A 16,312-nucleotide genomic window follows, 5' to 3' on the forward strand; every position below is an offset into this window, starting at 1 on the left:
TTCCTCTATGCCCTCCACCGATCAGCCGGCGTCCGTCGAGCAAGTGTCAGAGAGCGAATTGACCAGCCCGCCGGTGAATGCCGAGCGCCTGCTGCACCTCATTACTGAGCAATACGAGAGCCTGCCCCGTCAGCTCAAGCGCATTGCCAGCTACATGAGCCAACAGAGCGACCGCATCATGGTCGACCGTATCAGCGATATTGCTCGCGAATGCGAAGTACACCCTTCAGCCATCGTGCGCTTCTCGCAGCGTTTCGGTTTCAGTGGGTTCAGCGAAATGCAGGCGCTGTTCCGCGAGGCCTATACGCACAAGGCCACCCCGGTTCAGAACTACCAGCAACGCATTCGCAGCATGATTGCCAACAAATCGCAGAAAGCCAGCGGCGGTGATCTGGCCCGTGAATGTATCAACGCCACGCTGTCTGGCATCGAACGCCTGGGCCTGGAGCTCGACGATCAGTCGTTCGAAAAGGCCGTGGATCTGGTGGTCAACGCAGACAACATCTACGTTGTGGGCGTGCGCCGCTCATTCGCCGTGGCGGATTACCTGGTGTACAACTTGCAGCACACCAACAAGCGCATCCATCTGATCTCCGGCCTGGGTGGCAGCTACCGTGAACAAATGCGCAGCGTGCGCGCCAATGACCTGGTGATCGCTATCAGCTTTACGCCCTATGGCAAAGAAACCCAGCACTGCCTACGCATTGCGCAGTTGCATCAAGCCAAAACCCTGATCATCACGGACAGCAACCTGTCGCCACTGGCCAAACGCGCCAACAGTGTGTTGCTGGTCAATGAAGGCAGTTCTTTCGCGTTCCGCTCGCTCAGTGCCACGTTGTGCCTGTGTCAGGCGCTGTTCATTGCAGTGGCTTACCGGCTGGAACTCAAAGTCGACGAGATACATGAACAGGCGGGGTTCGATGACTAAGGCAGGTCGCTCAATCAATTGCACCTCAAGCGTTTAAAGGCAGCGTGGGGTTATATCGGTGTCTTTCGCTGTAAGACTTTTACATCGACTCCCGTAAACCCTTAGCTAAAAAATCGTAAGCGTTTCTGGGGCAAAACTTCCTCCCCGCCGTTTGAAAAATCTTACGAGTTTCTCCGTAAATCTTACCGTCAGCTACTCACTGCCTGACAACATGTCCCCTGCCCCCGGCCTTACAATCGCTCCCACCAATCCAATATCCCGACCCGAGTAAACAGCGCTTGTGTCACCACTTGTATCGAGCACGCGCTGCCGACCTCTGCCACACACAACCTGTTACCACTCACCTGTCAGTCAACTCGCAAAACACATCACCCCAGAACTGTTGTTTTGATGGCGCCCACGTGCGGTGTGCGACCGTTAAATGGTTTTCGAGGATGCGCTCGCCCCCCGCCCACCCACCTTCATAGATGGAGTACAACGTGATGAGTCATGCCGTAATTGCTAACGACCAGGACCCGCCAGAGCAAAGCCCGCTGCTGCTTGCACCCACTGCCAGCGTCAGGCAATCACCCCCACACAACCGGGACATGAACTGCGTCCCCGAGTTGAGCAGGCTGGTCAGACTTCGCGATGCACTGCTGGTACTCAAAAGCCCGCTGAGCAGCAGCTCTGATTGGCGCAACCTCCTCGAGCAGCAATTACTGAGCAATGATGCCCATGAACGGATACTGGGCAAATTGGTGGTCACAAAACCGTTACCCCCTGTAAGCAGTGGCTAAATATCGCCACGACCTCGGCGGCCCGCAGCACAAAGCTCATTAATAATGAAGTTAACCATCATTATTATGAATTTGCGGAATTAATACGCTGTAGGCAGACTGCACCGGTTCCTCCCCCATGAAGGAACATTTCAAGGGCTTGCCGGTTACCCCGCCAAGCCTTTTTTTGGCCTCAGCCTGACCAAAACCGGACCTTCGCCACCATGCAAACCCGCTGGATCCGCCGCCTATTGCCTGCGGCCACAAACACCCGACCGATTGAGTGGAGCCGTGCCGCGATTGGGGTGTCCCTTGGCACTTTGTTCAGCGTATGGCTGTGCAGCGTGTTTTTCGGCCTGCCCGTTGCCATGCATTTGATCGGCCCACTCGGCGCTTCGGCGATTTTATTGTTCGCCGTGTCCTCCGGCGCTTTGGCGCAGCCGTGGTCAATCCTGGGCGGTTATCTGTGCGCCACCGTGGTGTCCTTACTGGTGGTTCACTTTTTGGGACGTGACCTGGCCAGTGCCTGCCTGGCCGTCGGAGCCGCATTAATCATCATGTGCCTGTTGCGTTGCCTGCACCCGCCCGCCGGGGCGCTGGCCTTGCTGGTGGTGCTGGCAGACCCGGACAGTGCGCGCCTTGGCTGGGAATTACTGGCACCCGTCATGCTCAGTGCGCTGTGCATGCTGCTGGCCGCTTTGGCCTACAACAACCTGACCCGTGTGCGCTATCCCAAAAAACACACCGAACCGGCCCCCGCCGCCGTGGTTGCCCCCCCCGCACCCGGCGACCCCGGCATTACCGCTGAGGACTTGCAACATGCACTGGCCAAGATGGACGCTTTTATCGACGTCACCCCTGAAGACCTCGAAGAGCTGATTCGCACCAGCGAGCACTATGCCCGGCGGCGCAGCATTGGCGAGGTCTTGTCACAGGCCAATTGAGCAGATGTTCACAGGGGAGACAGCCCCCTTGAATGATCCGGCCTGTTAACCGTCAAAGTCCTGCTAGGGTTACCCATACGTGCCCGCGGACGTTGTTTTGCTGCCATTGATGTCCCGGATTCACGACCGCTGAGTGCCCACTTCGCCGACCGTGATCAAGGCTTGCAATGCTCAAAACCATTGACCATGAAATCTCAAAATACGCCGCCCCGCCTGCCGTTCAAGCTGAGTTTGCCCAGCACGACTTTGAAAAACTGCGCAACTTTTGCCGTCTGACCTACGCCGCCAGCATTGTCATCTGGCTGCTGTTTGACCTGATCGTCAGCTTCAAGGGCGGTCAAGGCTTCACGGTGTTATCGGTCGTGTTTGTCAGCGCGATGGCGGGGCTGACCATTGCTCTGGGTTTTATCCGCAAGGCCCGCCATTTTGACGTGTTGAACCTGATCTTCGTGCTGGTGATTACCCTGGGCATTCGCTTAATCATTTTCGGCCTGCCCGCCGACACACAGCCCATCTGGCTGATCCTTGCCACCTCAAGCATTCTCTATAACGCTTCGGTCTTGCCGTTGAGCCGCTGGGGGTTTCTGGCGGTGGTCGGGGTGACCTGGGTGGTTCTTAACCCGTTCTTGATGACCGGAGTGCAACTGTTTGACCTGCGCGGCAGTTTGATCCTGTGTTATTTCGCCTTTCTCAGTTGCCTGACCATCTACAGCTTCTTCAAGCTGCGCAGGGTCAAACTGTACAACTACACCATGTCCAAATTGTTGCTAACCCAGGCATACATCGACACATTGACCGAGATCCCCAATCGCCGCTCATTCATGTCCCGCGCCACCAGCGTCTTGGCGCAAAGCCCGCGCATGCACGACCACTACCTGGCAATGATCGACATCGACAATTTCAAACGGGTGAATGACCTGTACGGGCATGACATCGGCGATGAAGTACTCAAGCGCACGGCGGCCAGCATCAAGGCGGTGATGAACGGTTATGAATTTGCGCGCCTGGGGGGCGAAGAGTTTGCCGTGTACGTGTCAGGCGTTCGACGCGCCGACGTCGAACGCCTGATGGCGACGCTGTGCAGCCAGGTGCGCAATGACCCGGCAGCCCACCCTGTGACTGTCAGCATCGGCCTGGCCAGAGTGGATGATCAGGACAGTCTGAACCAGGCACTGGCCAAAGCGGATAAAGCGTTGTACGCCTCTAAACACGCCGGCAAAGACCGGTTTACGTTCTATCGCTCAACCCTCACCGGGCGCGAATGACGGCTTGACCCGAGCAATGCGTGCTTAATGGCTGTGCATGAACGTGTGGTACTCCAGGTCATCCAGTGCCGAGGACAATTGATGCAGGGCCACCAGCACACAGGCCAGCAACGACAACGTAAACCCGTAGCCAAAGAAGCTTGGCCCCAAATACAGGCTGAGTAGGGTCAAGGCGCCGTTGAGCAACACGAACATCACGCACAACTTGAGCACAATGGCGCGTTTGTCGAGGTAAAAGAACACGTTGAGCAACGCCATGAACACCACCTGAATGCTCACCCCCACCAGATCAATGTAGAACAGCGGCAGGTAATAACTGGAAATCCCCAGCCATCCCAGCAACTGCGGTGCAAACAAAAACAGCAACACGGCCGTCAAGCCTTGCACCTTGCAGATTTCCAACAGGCCCTGCTGAATCGACAGGGTCATTTCGGCTTTTATCTGGCCGATGTGTTGCAAGGTTTCACCTTCGCGGATGGCCCGGAACAAGCGGTCGTACCACTGTGCAAAATCGGTTTCGATACGCACCAGAAATACCGCCATGCCGGGAATGATCGCCAGGTACGCAAGAAAAATCGGCAAATCGTAAAGCACCGAAGAGCGCATCGGCCCGATCACCGCGCTGGACGTCGCCGGGTTAAACCAGAAGATGAACTTGTCGATCCAGATCCCCAGGTTGTAGCAAAGTCCGGTCAGCAACAGGCTAGGAAACACGTGGCGCCGGTCCAGAAAGTCGAAGGCCACCAGCGTGTCGGCGCGGTACTCGCGCAAGATGTCGTACAGGTACAAAAACAACAGTGAGCCGTGGCCAATCAACAGCGCCAACAGCAAACCGTTGATGCCCATGAAGCTCAGCAGGTACGCACTCAGCACCATCAGCGAATAGCCCACCAGCATCACCAGCAAGATGCGGTTGTAGGCCTTCATCCCGGACAAAAAGATGATCACCAGCCACAAATTGCACAGCGTTACGAAGTTGGCGAGCACCAGCAGGCGATAGATCAACGGCTCGTCAAACAGCACCCACAGCAACAGCGTGCCGAGGAGGCCCGCGCTCACCGTCACCAGCAGAAGCACACCGACCAGATTGGGCAGAATGCGTGAAAACTTGCGCTCAAACAGGCGATCCGACACGAACCGGGTGAAAAACAGCTGCAAGCCGCCCGTGAGAATCAACGAGGTGGCCATCAGGTAGGTCACGGTAATCAGAAATTGCCTGACCAGCATCTCGGGCATGAGCAACCCCAGGCTCAACACCCCTACCAACATCACGCTGACAATCGACAGTACCCACGGCCCGGAGCTGATCAACCCGGCGTAGACATAGGCGTGCAAGGTCGCGGTGTAGGAGTCGCGCGACAGTATTTTGCGCAGTTCAAAACCGATACCGGCCATTTACACCGCCTCCATAGCTGCGCGATACAGCGCGCGATAACGTTCGAACATCAGGTTTTCTCCGTAATAGCGATGCACCCGCTGCAAGCCGCTGGCCTGCGCCGCCTGCCAACGCCCGGGGCTGCGCAACAGGCCCAGAATGGCCTGCGAGGTGGCCTGCGGATCGGCAATCGCCACCACTTCCCCACCCAGCCCCAGATCGCGGTCCTCAGCCACACCGCCTTCGATCAGCTCACGGCACGACCCCACGTCGCTGGAAATCACCGGAATGCCTGCTGCCCATGCTTCCAAGATCACCAGCGGTTGCGCTTCACTGATCGAGGTCAGCACCATCAGCCCCAACTGCGGCAGGATGTTTTGAATGCTTTGAAAACCCAGAAAAAGAACGTTGTCTTCCAGCCCCAAGCTGGCCACCAGGCTGCGGCACTCACTGACGTAGGCCGGGTCTTCTTCTTCGGGACCGACGATCCAGCCCTGTACATCAGGCATCGCGCTGACTACGCCGCGCATGGCGCGGATAAAGGTTTTCACGTCTTTGATCGGCACCACACGGCCGATTAACCCCACCACCGGCAGCATCCCTTCTGGGCGGGCTTGCAGCGCGGCGGTCCACTTGGGCAGGTCGATGCCGTTGGGGATCACCTGCGTGCGCACGGCTTGCGCCCCGTCTTTGATCTGGCGCTGACGGTTGCCGTCATACAGCGCGATGATGTTGTCGGCATGGTCATACACCAACCGACCGATGCGTTCGAAAAACCGAATCCACAACGTACGCATATAGCCGGTACCCGCTTCCAGGCTGCCATTGAGCGCCTGTTCGCTGCTTTCGGCGATCCAGCTGGCCTGCGCCAGATCGATCTTGCGTTCCTTGGTATAAATACCGTGCTCGCTGAGCAAATAACGGCACCCCCAGCGTTGCTTGAGGATGCAGCCCACCAGCCCCGCGTAACCGGTTGAGATAGCGTGCAACACCTTGGCGCGCGGCATGTCGCGTGCGGCTTCAGCCAGCATCAACAACGGTGACTGCATCGAGCGCAGGGTCCAGAAGTAGTTCACGAACGAAGGGTCGCCACAGTGCTTGAGATAACCCGCGCTCAAGGTCTCCCAACTGGCGCGACTGCGCAGCACGTCAGCCAGGCTCAGGCGGTCTTGCGCCAACGCATCGAGCAATTGCTCACCTTGGGCGACAGTGGGTGGGTCGGGATGATGTAAAAACCGGTACAGATTGGCCAGCTCGGGGGCGATGTCCTGGTGGTCAGTTTTACCCGCAGGGCGGCCTTGCCACGCCTCTTCCAGAAAAACTTCTTTGATGTACACCACGTTGGGCGGAATGTCGTAATTGCGGCGGCTGTACGCCGTGCGCTGCCCACCGATGAACAGCACTGAAAAGGTCACGTCGGGCAAACCCAACAACATCTGATGAATCCAGCTTGAGACCCCGCCGCGCACATACGGCCAAGTGCCTTCAAGCAGCAAGCAGACATCCGCCATGGGCGTTTCGTTTTGAGAGGGGTTCATAACCAGCACCTGGCCAAATCGGCAAACGGGGGACGACGCAACACGTCGGCGGGCAACGCGGCCAGCAGCGGGGGAATTTGTTGGTAGTGCCCGGCCCTGAAAGCAATTTCGGCGTGAAAAGGAATCAACAAGGTGGCATCGATCCCTGCTTTTTCAGCCGCATCCAGGTGGGCCTGCGCAGGGGTCAGCAAGTCCATTTCCAGCGCGATACGCCCCGCCAGCAGATGCAACTCGCCCCCCTCACCTTCGCGCAAACCCTGTTCGGCGTGCTCGCAGGCTTGGCGCAATACGTGCTCCAGCACACTGCCCTGTGCCAGCCCCAGATACGCCAGTTCCCAATACCAGCGCGCCAGCGTGGCGTGCAAGGCGCCAGTCGCGGGAGGTTTGGCGCCAGCTAACTGTTTGAGGTCGGCCTGAATCCGCTGGTTGATGTCGTTTTCCTGCTTGTCGAGCATCGAGTACGCCAACAAGCGCACATCATCGCTGGGATCGGCCAGCGCCAATTTGAGCATTGGAATGGCCTCTTTACCCGGCATCCGCCGCGTGGTCAGCAAGGCGGACAGCCGCAGGTCCGGGTCCGGTGCATGGCGCAGTACATCCTGTAGCCCGCCGTCGCGAAAAATCGGCGAATGCAGCGGCTGCGAGCGAAACGGCAGCTTCGGGATACCCAACGCCTGCCACGCTTGCTGATCACGCGGGCGCGGCAAGTACAGCGCCGGGAATATCACACAGGCGACGCCCAGCGCCCCGATCACCGGGATAAAAAACACCAGTGAAAACAGAAACAACGGGCTCCAGGGCAATGGGCTGCGATAGCGCGCCGGTAACAGCATCCACACCCCGGCACACAGCAGACCGCTGGCCGTTGCGTGCACCAGCGTATACAACGCAAACGCCTGCCCCGCCGGCAAGTCAAGCCACAGGCTGGACCAGCCGCTGGCCTCCAGTATTACGCCAAGGCTAAATAGCCATTTGCTGATCATTCAGACCACACTCGTTGAACAGGAAATTACGCAAACCGCCACGCTCGCTGACAGGCGTCAGGGTGTACGGCAACACGCGCACGCCCAGACTGTGCAGGGTGTGCTCTTGACCAAAGTGTTCATGCACCAACGTGCCCAGGCGGCTCAGATAGCCTTGCGCACCGTCGCTGCTGGTCAACGGCAGCAACACCAGCAACCCCTCGTGATCGCGCTGATTACGCACGCTCAATTGCAGGTCAAGCCCGCGCTGGCTGCGCTCGAACAGCCCGAGCAGTTCAGGATTGGGTTCGCTCCATTCGAAAAAGTACAAACAGGCCGACAGGTCATGCTGTTGCACATCGATCAAGGAACGTTTGAGTTGCTGCGCGAAATGCTGCGCATCGGCATCGGGCAGTTTCAAGCTGTGCGCATCACTGCTCAACAAATCGGCAATGTGCCCTGCCAAAAGCGCCAACAGGCTGAGCGTGCGCTCCTGAAACGCAAAGAACGGCATTTGGCGCACCGCCAAAATAGCCAGCAGCCGACCTTCGGTGTCCATCAGCGGCACACACACCTGCAACGAGGAGAACTCACTCTGCTCACCGTTATCGGTGAGGTTGCTGCGCACGCTGACCAACTCGTTGCGCGCCAGGCATAACGTGATCAACGGGTCATGGATCGGCAAGTGCCCCATCACCCCCAGGGTCGCCAGCGGCTGGTCGATGACCAAACGTTGCGCGTCAACCCGATACAGGCCCGCCACGCGCAACGAACCGTACTGCCCCGCGATTGCCAGGATCGGCTCGGCCATGGCCGTCAACGGGTCGTGCGTGCCTTGCAAGCTGCGCAGGCGTTCACGCAGGCCCAGCAGCGAACTGCGCAGGCTTTGATCGCTACCCGCCACGCGCTGTTCCAGACGGTCATGGGACACGCGCAGCACCTGATGATGGCGAGTGAACTCGTCGAGTCGGTATTGCCGGTAATTGTTGGCCATTTGCAAGCGTTGCAGGCGCCGGTCCCACAAGTCGCGCACCTCGCCCACTACCATCGTGCACACCAGAATGCCGACAATGAATGACGGCGAAATGTCAGCGTATACCGGCCAGCCTTGTTGGCGCAGGACAAAAAACGTCATCACCACCAAACACGCGCTGACCAGCCCGCGCACAAAGCCATAGCGCACACCGATCAGCAGCGGCGCGAGCAACGGCCAGGGAAAATCGCCGCGCAATTGCAGCGGGTCATCAGGCGTCAGCCACAGGCCAAGGCCAAGGGCCAGCGCACTGACCAGCACGGTTTCGATCCACGAGGCCGGACCCTTGGCCCGGGGCGCCAGGCTGAAATCCATATGAGGGGAATTCATCATCGTTACTCGACCCGCAGGCCACCGACCAGTTTGTTCAGCACTTTCTGTGCTGAACCGGCCAGGCTTTCACGCGACCAACCCGCACGCGCGCCGCTTTTGCTCCACAGCACACGGCCGGTGGCGGGTTCGATCACGCGCAGGCTGATGCCCACCGCTGGCTCGCCATCCAGACCGTTCTTGTACTGCCACTCCTCGACGCTGCCCGCGACCACATAATCGAGTTTTTGCTGACGCGCCCATTCCAGCGCGCTGTTCAACCGCTCATTGTCATCCAGCAACGCCTGTTCGCCCTGCACGCTGGCCGGGTACACCTGAGGCTGCAAGCCTTTGCTGCTCAATACGCTGAGCAGGATTTGCTCGCTGCGCTCCCCGGCTTGCGGGGTTTGCGAATAGTTGACTAACGGCACGATGCCCCACTGCGCATCGCGTGAAAGTGCCGGGCTGGTTTTGCCGGTGAAGCTGCTGCACCCGGCCATGAGCATCACACTCAGCACCAGCGTCAGGTTACGGATTGCTTGCATAGTGTTTCTCCACGTATTCGTTGTCATTGATTGTTCAGCGTCCAAAACGCAAGCCGTAGCTCACGCCCAGCGTGCCGCCCGCCCCCGCGCCACCTTGCGGTGAGGACTGGTATCCGACTTTGAGTGCCAACTCGTCATCGCCCAACAGCACCATGCCGATCCCGGTGTCGATGCCGTAATTGAAGGTTTTATCGACCCACTGCCAACCGGCCGTCACGTCCACCAGCCAGGTGTATTGCGGTTGGGTGCGGTTCAGTGCGCCCGGCATGCCACGCCGCCACGAACTGCCCACATACACTTGGCCATAGCGCGCCTGCAGCAAATCGCTGGCGGTCAGCGGCGCTGTCACATCGACAGCCTGAGCACCGATCACCCGGCCATCGTCATCCTCGACCGGCTCTTGCTCATAAACCGGTTTGAGGAAGGCATTGAGGTCATTCAGCTCGCCGCTTTTAAGGGCGTTGCGTTGATAATCGGCGCCCGCGCGCACCACCCAGTTCGGCCCTTCAAACTCAAGGGTGTGGGCGAACTCAAGCTTGGCTTCCTGCCCCGACCCCAGCGCATCGCCCGCACGGGTCGAGAAGCGGTTGTGCGACAGTGTCCAGCTCAATTGGTCACGGGCCGAAAAGCCGTGCTGGCCTTTGAGCCAAACGCCATCATGCTGGCCCAGTGCGCGCATCAGCCCGGTGTCGTCACTCTGACGATGCCAGTCGACGCCGGTTTCGATCTCATCGGTGGCACTCAACTGCCAGGCACGGCTCAAGCCCAACCCGTTACGGTTGTGGTCCTTGCGGGTGCTGATGTCGGCAATCAGGCTGTAGCGCCCGTTATCGAGTTGGCGTTGCAAGTTCAGCAACGCATTACGTTCCTGACCCAATTCACCGTCGCGCAACTGATCGCTGTTGTAGCGTCCCTGACCGAGCACCAGGCTGGCGTACCAGTCGTCATTGAGGTGGCGCGCAACCGTCAGTTGCGGCCCCGACACGTCCAGCCCGCCGAAATCCTTGCCCTCCCACGCCAACTGAATGCCCTGCGGCGTGCGGTCGAGCATTTCAACGGCCTGACGGCGCAACTGCTCGCCAATCACCGCGGGTTGTTGATCGCCCAGCGCCGACAGGCTCACGCCCAAGGCACGAGCGCCCTGGCCCAATTGGCTGAGGGCTTCGACCTGCTGCGCCGGGTCCAGCTCGCCGCTGGCCAGCAGTTGCTTGAGCATGTCGCGATTGCGGTCACGCAGCGCTTGTTGGATCAACTCAAAACGGTCGACCTTCAAGCCTTGGCTACGGGCCCAGGCCAGCCAGTCGTTTTTCTGCGCGCCTTGATTGGTTTCGTCCAGGCGCGCCAGCAGGCGTTCGAACCACAGCTGCAACATGGCTGGCGAACCGTCTTGCCACTGCAAAGCCTGACTTTGTGCCAGCCGTGATGAATAGCTGCTGGCCAACAGCCGTAGCCACATCGCGTAACGCTGGGAAGATTCCACGCCCGGTTGCAGGTCGGCGGTGCGCGTCAGCTTCAGGCGCAACCGCTGAGCCGCTTCCAGTGAACCTGCGGCCTCCAGCGCATCGGCATACCCGGCTTGCACCAGCCAGTCCTGCGGGTTGGCTTTGAGGTACAGGCGGTACCAAGCCAGCGACTCGCGGGTACGCCCGACCATCTGGCTGGCACTGGCAAACGGCAACCACAGCAGGTTGTCGTTGCGCGCCCGGGCCCGCCACTGTTGCAGCAACGGCGCCATATCAGCCGTGCGCCCCTGATCGATGTACAGCCACAACAGGCGCTCACGAAACAGGTTGTCATCGTTGTAGCGCGCCAGCCCTTGTTTGAGCAGGCGTTCGGCATCAGCGAAGCGTTTTTCATGCACGGCCAGCCCGGCCCGGGCGGCCAGCACCTGTTCTTGAGCATCAGCCTTGGGCCATGCCTTGGCGCTGTCGAGTAACGCACTGACTTGCGCCCAATCCTGTAGCGCTTGCGCCACCTGCAAAGCCACGACCAGTCGTTGCGGGTTGTGGGTGGTGTGCCAACTGGCAACCATCAAGGCCAGCGCCTTGACCGGGTCACGCTTGAGGTACAGGTTGGCCAATTGCTCTTCTTCGCCGTAGCTCAACGAGCCTTTGATCGCCAACAGCCTTTCGAGTGCGGGCTGCAAGTCATCGTCGCGCTCAAGCTCCCAGGCCAAGGCGGCGCGCAGGTCCCAATACTCGGCGTCATCGATGTGTTGATTGTCGATGTCCAGCACCTGCCATGCCCCTTGGTTGTCAAAGAACCTCAAGTGGGTACTGGCCCAGTCCACGCGCTCGGCGACGGTGATTGGAAAGTGCCGCGCCATGTCTTGCATGACCTGCGTCTTGGCCGGGTATTGTTCGGTGTTCTCCAGGTTTTGACTCAGACGCATCCAGGCCAGACGTTGCTTGGGGTATTTTTGCAAACTCGCCCGCAACACCGCTTCGGCCAATTGCGGCGTACCGCGCTGCTCGTGAGCGAACACCAGCGCATCCAGTTCGCCATCGCTGAGGCGGCGCGTCTCCAGCAGGCGGGTGAGCAATGGAATACCGTGATCGAAATCAAACAGCTGAATCGACAAACGCCACGCATGCTCATACGCCGTGGGGTCGTCTTGCAGTTCGAGATAGGCCATCCAATAGTCCAGCGCCTGGTAGGTGTCACCCTTCCACTCGCCAAGCTGGGCCATCTGCGCCAAAAACGCCGCATCGCCGGTTTCGCTCTGCAATAACTCCTGGCCCACCGCCCAAGCACCCTCCTGATCACCAAAGGCCAGGCGTAATTTGAACTCTTTGCGCAGCGCTTCACGATTGCCCGGTTGCAGGGTGCGCCACTGCTGGATCAGAGTTTCTGCCTCGTGCAGCTGGTCGTGGGCGATGGCGGTTTCGACGCCGTGCTCCAGCCATTGCGGGTCGCTTTGCGGGTCGTTGAGTAGCGCCACGGCCTTGCTCAGCAACACTGCCGCTTCGCCGCCCCGATCCGCCGCAATCAGGGCATCAAAGGCTTGGCGCACGTAGCGCTTATGCTGCTCGGGCGCGCTACTGGCCGCTGCCAGTTGCAGGTACAGGTCCGCCGCCCGCCCAGGTTGCTCGCCTGCCATCGACCACTGCGCAGCAGCGCTGAGCCACTTAAGGCGTTGCTCAGGGTCGCGACTGGCCAGCTCGGCATAACACTGGCCCGCCAACGCCGGGGCTTGCAGCACTAATAGCAAGTCGGCCATGCGCTCCAGTGCAGGCACCGGCAATTGACTGCGGTCCAGCAGGCTCAAGCGCTCGACCAACGCCGTGCGCGCGGCCTGATCACCGCCTTGGGGCAAGTCCAGCGCATCGAGGTGCAATGCATAGAGCTGCGCGACGGTCGTATTGGGGTGCGGCCACTGGTTGAGGTGTTTGCGTGCCCTGGGGTAATCGCCCAGGGTCATCAGCAAGTCCAGCAGCTTGATGCGCAACGCGTCGTCTTGCGGGTGCGCGGTGAGCAGCAGCTCAGCGTAGTTGGCAGAGACCTCATCCGGTTGGCGTTCGTCGGGACGGAACACGCTTTCCTGTTGGAAGGCCATCCACAACAAGCCACCCACGGCTGTGGCGACCACACCCAATGCCCACGGGTTGAGCAGCCGGGTTTTCTTAATGGCAGAGGAGCTGGGCATCACTCACCTGCTTGATTGGCAATTGGAACACCCACAGGCCGTTATCCGCACGAGCGGTAAAACGCTGCCCTTTGACATCAACGCTGCATGGCCCTGCCGCGCGTACTGAAAACTGGATGTCGAATTCACCGGCAAACGAAAAGCTCACCCGCCGATCATCCCGATAACGCCACTGTTGTAATGGCACGTTGGCCTCCTCCAGCGCCGGACGCGGGTCGCGCTCAGGGCGCAAGGCGAGTAGCGCGTGGTCGCTGCTCAAATGCACATAACGCCCTTCGGGCAGATCGCGCACACCGGCCACCCCTTGCGAGCGGGTCAAATCAGGCCAGCCCATCTGCGGGTCGATGCGCAAGGTGCGCAATGCATTCAGGCCACGCACTTGCCAGTCACCGCTGGCCGTGCGTGCAAGGCTCGACTCATATAAACCGCGCACCCGTGGCAGGTAATCACTCATCCACAACGAGATTGGCTGCTGCTTGATCATGAAGGCATAGATGTCGTCCATGACCTTGATCGAAGCCTGCTTGGTGCCGGAGTAAAAGTGGTAGTAGAGGTGCAGCCCGCGCATACGACGCGGGCTGTTGGTCAGTTCGAAGGTATCGATGACATCGCGAAAGCCGTAGAACGGCCCCTTCCACAGGTTGGTGTACATGTTTTCGTTAATGATCGGCGCGTAGATCTGCAAGCCGCCCGAGGTGGGGCGCAGCAGCGGCGACAGGCCCGTCAGCGACGGGTTGGCATGCGTGATGACCGTGGTGCCGCCATTCACGTTCTGCAAACCCGCGTCATAGGCGTACTGAATAGTTGCCTCGTCTGGCAACGCATCCCCCGGCCAGAAAATCATCTTTACCGGCTTTTGCGGCGTGCTCAGGTGATTGTTGATGTAATCGCGGGACCCAAACACTTCACGCCGGAAGTCGATCTTGTTGTAGCCGGGGATTTTCATGTTCAGGCCGTATTGCGGATCGAATCCCTCCTCTTTCATGGACTTTTCAGGCTGCATGAAGAACGGGTGGCTGAAGGTATGAGTGGCGACTTCGACCTTGGGGTCGGCGAAGATCGTCCGCGCAATAGGCTCCAGCTCCTTGGCCAGAAACGGGAACATGCCGCGCGGCGAAATCTCGCCCTCGATGATCGAGACTGAGGTCAGGAAGGGATACGGTTTGATAAACAGGTCCAACACCGACTGACCCGCGTAAGGCGTACCGCGAATCTCCGCCCGGGACGGAAAACCATCACCGTCAATGTGTACCGTGGCGATGCGCCGACCGTTCTCGGTGGTGGTGTCCGGGTGCGGTTGCAGCGGCAAGCGCAAGGCCCGCTGCACGAAGGTGAACGGGTCAATGATCCAGCGACTGGCCTCACCGTTGGTCTCAATCAAGTAAGGTGCCAGGGCGATACCGCCCCACGCGCCGATGGCGACAGGTGCGAATGAGTTACCTTTTTCGTCGGCCAGTAGCAAGCCGGGCCGAGGGCCGTCCGGCAAAACTGACAGGGGGGTGAGCTCACGCGAGCGCAGCACCAGCGGGGCTTCAAAACTGCCAATCAAATGCGGGTCATGGCTCAGCAGTTTTAAGGCGCCCGGGCCACTGAACGTGCCCTGCTGCAAGCCCAGACGCTTGAGCAGCACCGTGTTCTCAATCGGCATACCGGCCAAAAACACCAGCGGCACTTGCTCATCCAAGCGTTGGTTGATCCAGGCATTGAAGTGCTGCGAATCCTGCGGCGGCCCGGTGTTCATCCAGCTCACTACGCCTGCGTATAAACCGCTGAAGCGATGCATGGGCAGCGGTTGATCCACCGCAAAATAATCAATCCGGTAGCCGAGGTATTCGAGCAGACCGCCGAGCATGACGTGGCCCGCGTTGGTGGTCAGGTCCCCTTCACGCGGGTCAAACAACAGGGCGATGCGCCGCGGCTGCACCTCGACCGTACTGACGCCCAGGTAATCGAGGTCCGGCGTGGTGACAAAGGGGATGAAGCCTTCCTGACGCAGTTGCCGGGCCAGCTTCCTGGCCTGCTCTCGCTGGCTGGGCGGGAGATAGTCAATGGCGACCAGCGGGATGCCCTTTTCACGCAAGGGCTTTAAATGGATGTCGAGCCATTCACGGTCAGCTTCGGGCACCGGACGATAACGCTTGGCGCCTGCATCCCAACCGGCATGGATCGACTCGACCGCCACGGCCGCGGCAACACCGTCCAACTGCGGCAGCACTTCAAAGCCGCGATTGAAAAACAGTTTCAGGGCCGGCTCGCGGGTGTGAAGCTCGCGCAGAAAGCTGGCCAGGGCCGTTTGTTGGCTCGGCCACTCGGAGGGCGGCAGCAGTTGGAAACTGTCCAGCGTGTCGAGAAACAACCCGGCATAGCCTTGGGCTTGTAACGCATGGGCGCGCTTGAACAGGTGATCGCGCCATTGCGGCGAGGTCAAATCCATGACTTGGCTGTTCCAGGCTTTGTTGCGCTTTGAACTGGCGCCTTGATCCAGCCCCAACTCAATCAGCGTGGCACGGTCGCCGTCAAACTCCCCGACGGAGAGATACGCAAACGGTTGACTGCCCAGTAGTCGAATACGGGCGACGTCGGCGGTGGACAGGTGGCCCGATTCAACCACCGCCCAATCAAACTGAGCGAGTTCCTGAAGCGGCGGATTATCGGCGTACCAGAACGCAACGCTCTCAGGCGCCGCTTGCGCAGCATGGCTGGCCGTTGCCCCGACCGAGAGTGACAACGCGGCAAACAGACGCAAAGCGACAGTCAACGCACGCCTCCTGCGAAACTTGAACTCCATAAATAATGTTTGACCTTAATGACCGAGTACAAAGCGGTTATTGCAGTGCTGACACGATTGGAGTCCTTGCAGAATGCGTTTGATCAGCCGTTAAACGACCTGGCCACCCACCCTCACGTGGCCTTTACTGATCCTGCGGCTCAATTCAATCGGCCACAGCACTGCGCACCAATTGCGGGCAAGCCTATGGATCCATGCCTGCACCGTCCAATTTGATTTTT

At 59.5% G+C, this 16,312-nt stretch carries 11 protein-coding genes; 4 read left to right on the forward strand and 7 right to left on the reverse strand.

The annotated features are described in order from the left end of the window. The first annotated feature begins 7 nt into the window (after window positions 1–7). The 4 genes from GYN01_RS00810 (at window position 8) to GYN01_RS00825 (ending at window position 3,895) form a co-directional block, all read left to right on the forward strand. On the forward strand, window positions 8–928 hold the full coding sequence (locus GYN01_RS00810; RefSeq protein ID WP_048365437.1) for a MurR/RpiR family transcriptional regulator: 921 nt from the start codon (window positions 8–10) through the stop codon (window positions 926–928). Window positions 929–1,410: 482 nt separating this feature from the next. Beyond that, window positions 1,411–1,707: a type VI secretion system contractile sheath small subunit gene (locus tag GYN01_RS00815; protein WP_053221307.1), complete on the forward strand. Its 297-nt coding sequence runs from the start codon at window positions 1,411–1,413 to the stop codon at window positions 1,705–1,707. 203 nt (window positions 1,708–1,910) lie between these two features. Then, window positions 1,911–2,630 carry an HPP family protein gene (locus GYN01_RS00820; RefSeq protein WP_048399481.1) on the forward strand — a complete coding sequence of 240 codons (720 nt, stop codon included), beginning with the start codon at window positions 1,911–1,913 and terminating at the stop codon, window positions 2,628–2,630. A gap of 167 nt (window positions 2,631–2,797) precedes the next feature. Further along, entirely contained in the window at window positions 2,798–3,895 is a 1,098-nt protein-coding gene (locus tag GYN01_RS00825) for a GGDEF domain-containing protein (protein WP_048365435.1), read from the forward strand. Window positions 3,896–3,919: 24 nt separating this feature from the next. Here the strand turns inward: GYN01_RS00825 and pelG are convergent, their stop codons facing one another. The 7 genes from pelG to GYN01_RS00860 are packed head-to-tail and all read right to left on the reverse strand — an operon-like array spanning window position 3,920 to window position 16,091. Next, window positions 3,920–5,290 carry an exopolysaccharide Pel transporter PelG gene (pelG, locus tag GYN01_RS00830; RefSeq protein ID WP_048365434.1) on the reverse strand — a complete coding sequence of 457 codons (1,371 nt, stop codon included), beginning with the start codon at window positions 5,288–5,290 and terminating at the stop codon, window positions 3,920–3,922. Further along, window positions 5,291–6,808, reverse strand: a complete 1,518-nt coding sequence (pelF, locus tag GYN01_RS00835) for a GT4 family glycosyltransferase PelF (protein ID WP_203306450.1) — start codon at window positions 6,806–6,808, stop codon at window positions 5,291–5,293. It lies immediately after the preceding gene. Next, window positions 6,805–7,791: a transporter gene (locus tag GYN01_RS00840; protein ID WP_048399478.1), complete on the reverse strand. Its 987-nt coding sequence runs from the start codon at window positions 7,789–7,791 to the stop codon at window positions 6,805–6,807. The genes pelF and GYN01_RS00840 overlap by 4 nt, the downstream gene beginning before the upstream one ends. Next, on the reverse strand, window positions 7,769–9,133 hold the full coding sequence (locus tag GYN01_RS00845) for a PelD GGDEF domain-containing protein (RefSeq protein WP_048365546.1): 1,365 nt from the start codon (window positions 9,131–9,133) through the stop codon (window positions 7,769–7,771). The genes GYN01_RS00840 and GYN01_RS00845 overlap by 23 nt, the downstream gene beginning before the upstream one ends. Window positions 9,134–9,138: 5 nt before the next feature. Next, complete coding sequence (locus GYN01_RS00850) at window positions 9,139–9,657, reverse strand: hypothetical protein (protein WP_048365431.1); 519 nt, start codon at window positions 9,655–9,657, stop codon at window positions 9,139–9,141. A gap of 34 nt (window positions 9,658–9,691) precedes the next feature. Further along, window positions 9,692–13,303 (reverse strand): tetratricopeptide repeat protein, encoded by a 3,612-nt coding sequence (locus GYN01_RS00855; RefSeq protein WP_203306451.1) that lies wholly within the window; start codon window positions 13,301–13,303, stop codon window positions 9,692–9,694. Then, window positions 13,281–16,091 (reverse strand): bifunctional glycoside hydrolase/polysaccharide deacetylase family protein, encoded by a 2,811-nt coding sequence (locus GYN01_RS00860; protein ID WP_203306452.1) that lies wholly within the window; start codon window positions 16,089–16,091, stop codon window positions 13,281–13,283. Before GYN01_RS00860 ends, GYN01_RS00855 begins: the two co-directional genes overlap by 23 nt. Window positions 16,092–16,312: the final 221 nt, after the last annotated feature.

It is taken from the genome of Pseudomonas weihenstephanensis (assembly GCF_016812185.1).
Taxonomy (GTDB): Bacteria; Pseudomonadota; Gammaproteobacteria; order Pseudomonadales; family Pseudomonadaceae; genus Aquipseudomonas; species Aquipseudomonas weihenstephanensis.

Coding starts and splice junctions, on each gene's coding strand:
- GYN01_RS00850 (WP_048365431.1), bottom strand. CDS start 9,657: ATGCAAGCAATCCGTAACCTGACGCTGGTGCTGAGTGTGATGCTCATG.
- GYN01_RS00860 (WP_203306452.1), bottom strand. CDS start 16,091: ATGGAGTTCAAGTTTCGCAGGAGGCGTGCGTTGACTGTCGCTTTGCGT.
- GYN01_RS00845 (WP_048365546.1), bottom strand. CDS start 9,133: ATGAATTCCCCTCATATGGATTTCAGCCTGGCGCCCCGGGCCAAGGGT.
- GYN01_RS00810 (WP_048365437.1), top strand. CDS start 8: ATGCCCTCCACCGATCAGCCGGCGTCCGTCGAGCAAGTGTCAGAGAGC.
- GYN01_RS00820 (WP_048399481.1), top strand. CDS start 1,911: ATGCAAACCCGCTGGATCCGCCGCCTATTGCCTGCGGCCACAAACACC.
- pelG (WP_048365434.1), bottom strand. CDS start 5,290: ATGGCCGGTATCGGTTTTGAACTGCGCAAAATACTGTCGCGCGACTCC.
- GYN01_RS00825 (WP_048365435.1), top strand. CDS start 2,798: ATGCTCAAAACCATTGACCATGAAATCTCAAAATACGCCGCCCCGCCT.
- GYN01_RS00840 (WP_048399478.1), bottom strand. CDS start 7,791: ATGATCAGCAAATGGCTATTTAGCCTTGGCGTAATACTGGAGGCCAGC.
- pelF (WP_203306450.1), bottom strand. CDS start 6,808: ATGAACCCCTCTCAAAACGAAACGCCCATGGCGGATGTCTGCTTGCTG.
- GYN01_RS00855 (WP_203306451.1), bottom strand. CDS start 13,303: ATGCCCAGCTCCTCTGCCATTAAGAAAACCCGGCTGCTCAACCCGTGG.
- GYN01_RS00815 (WP_053221307.1), top strand. CDS start 1,411: ATGAGTCATGCCGTAATTGCTAACGACCAGGACCCGCCAGAGCAAAGC.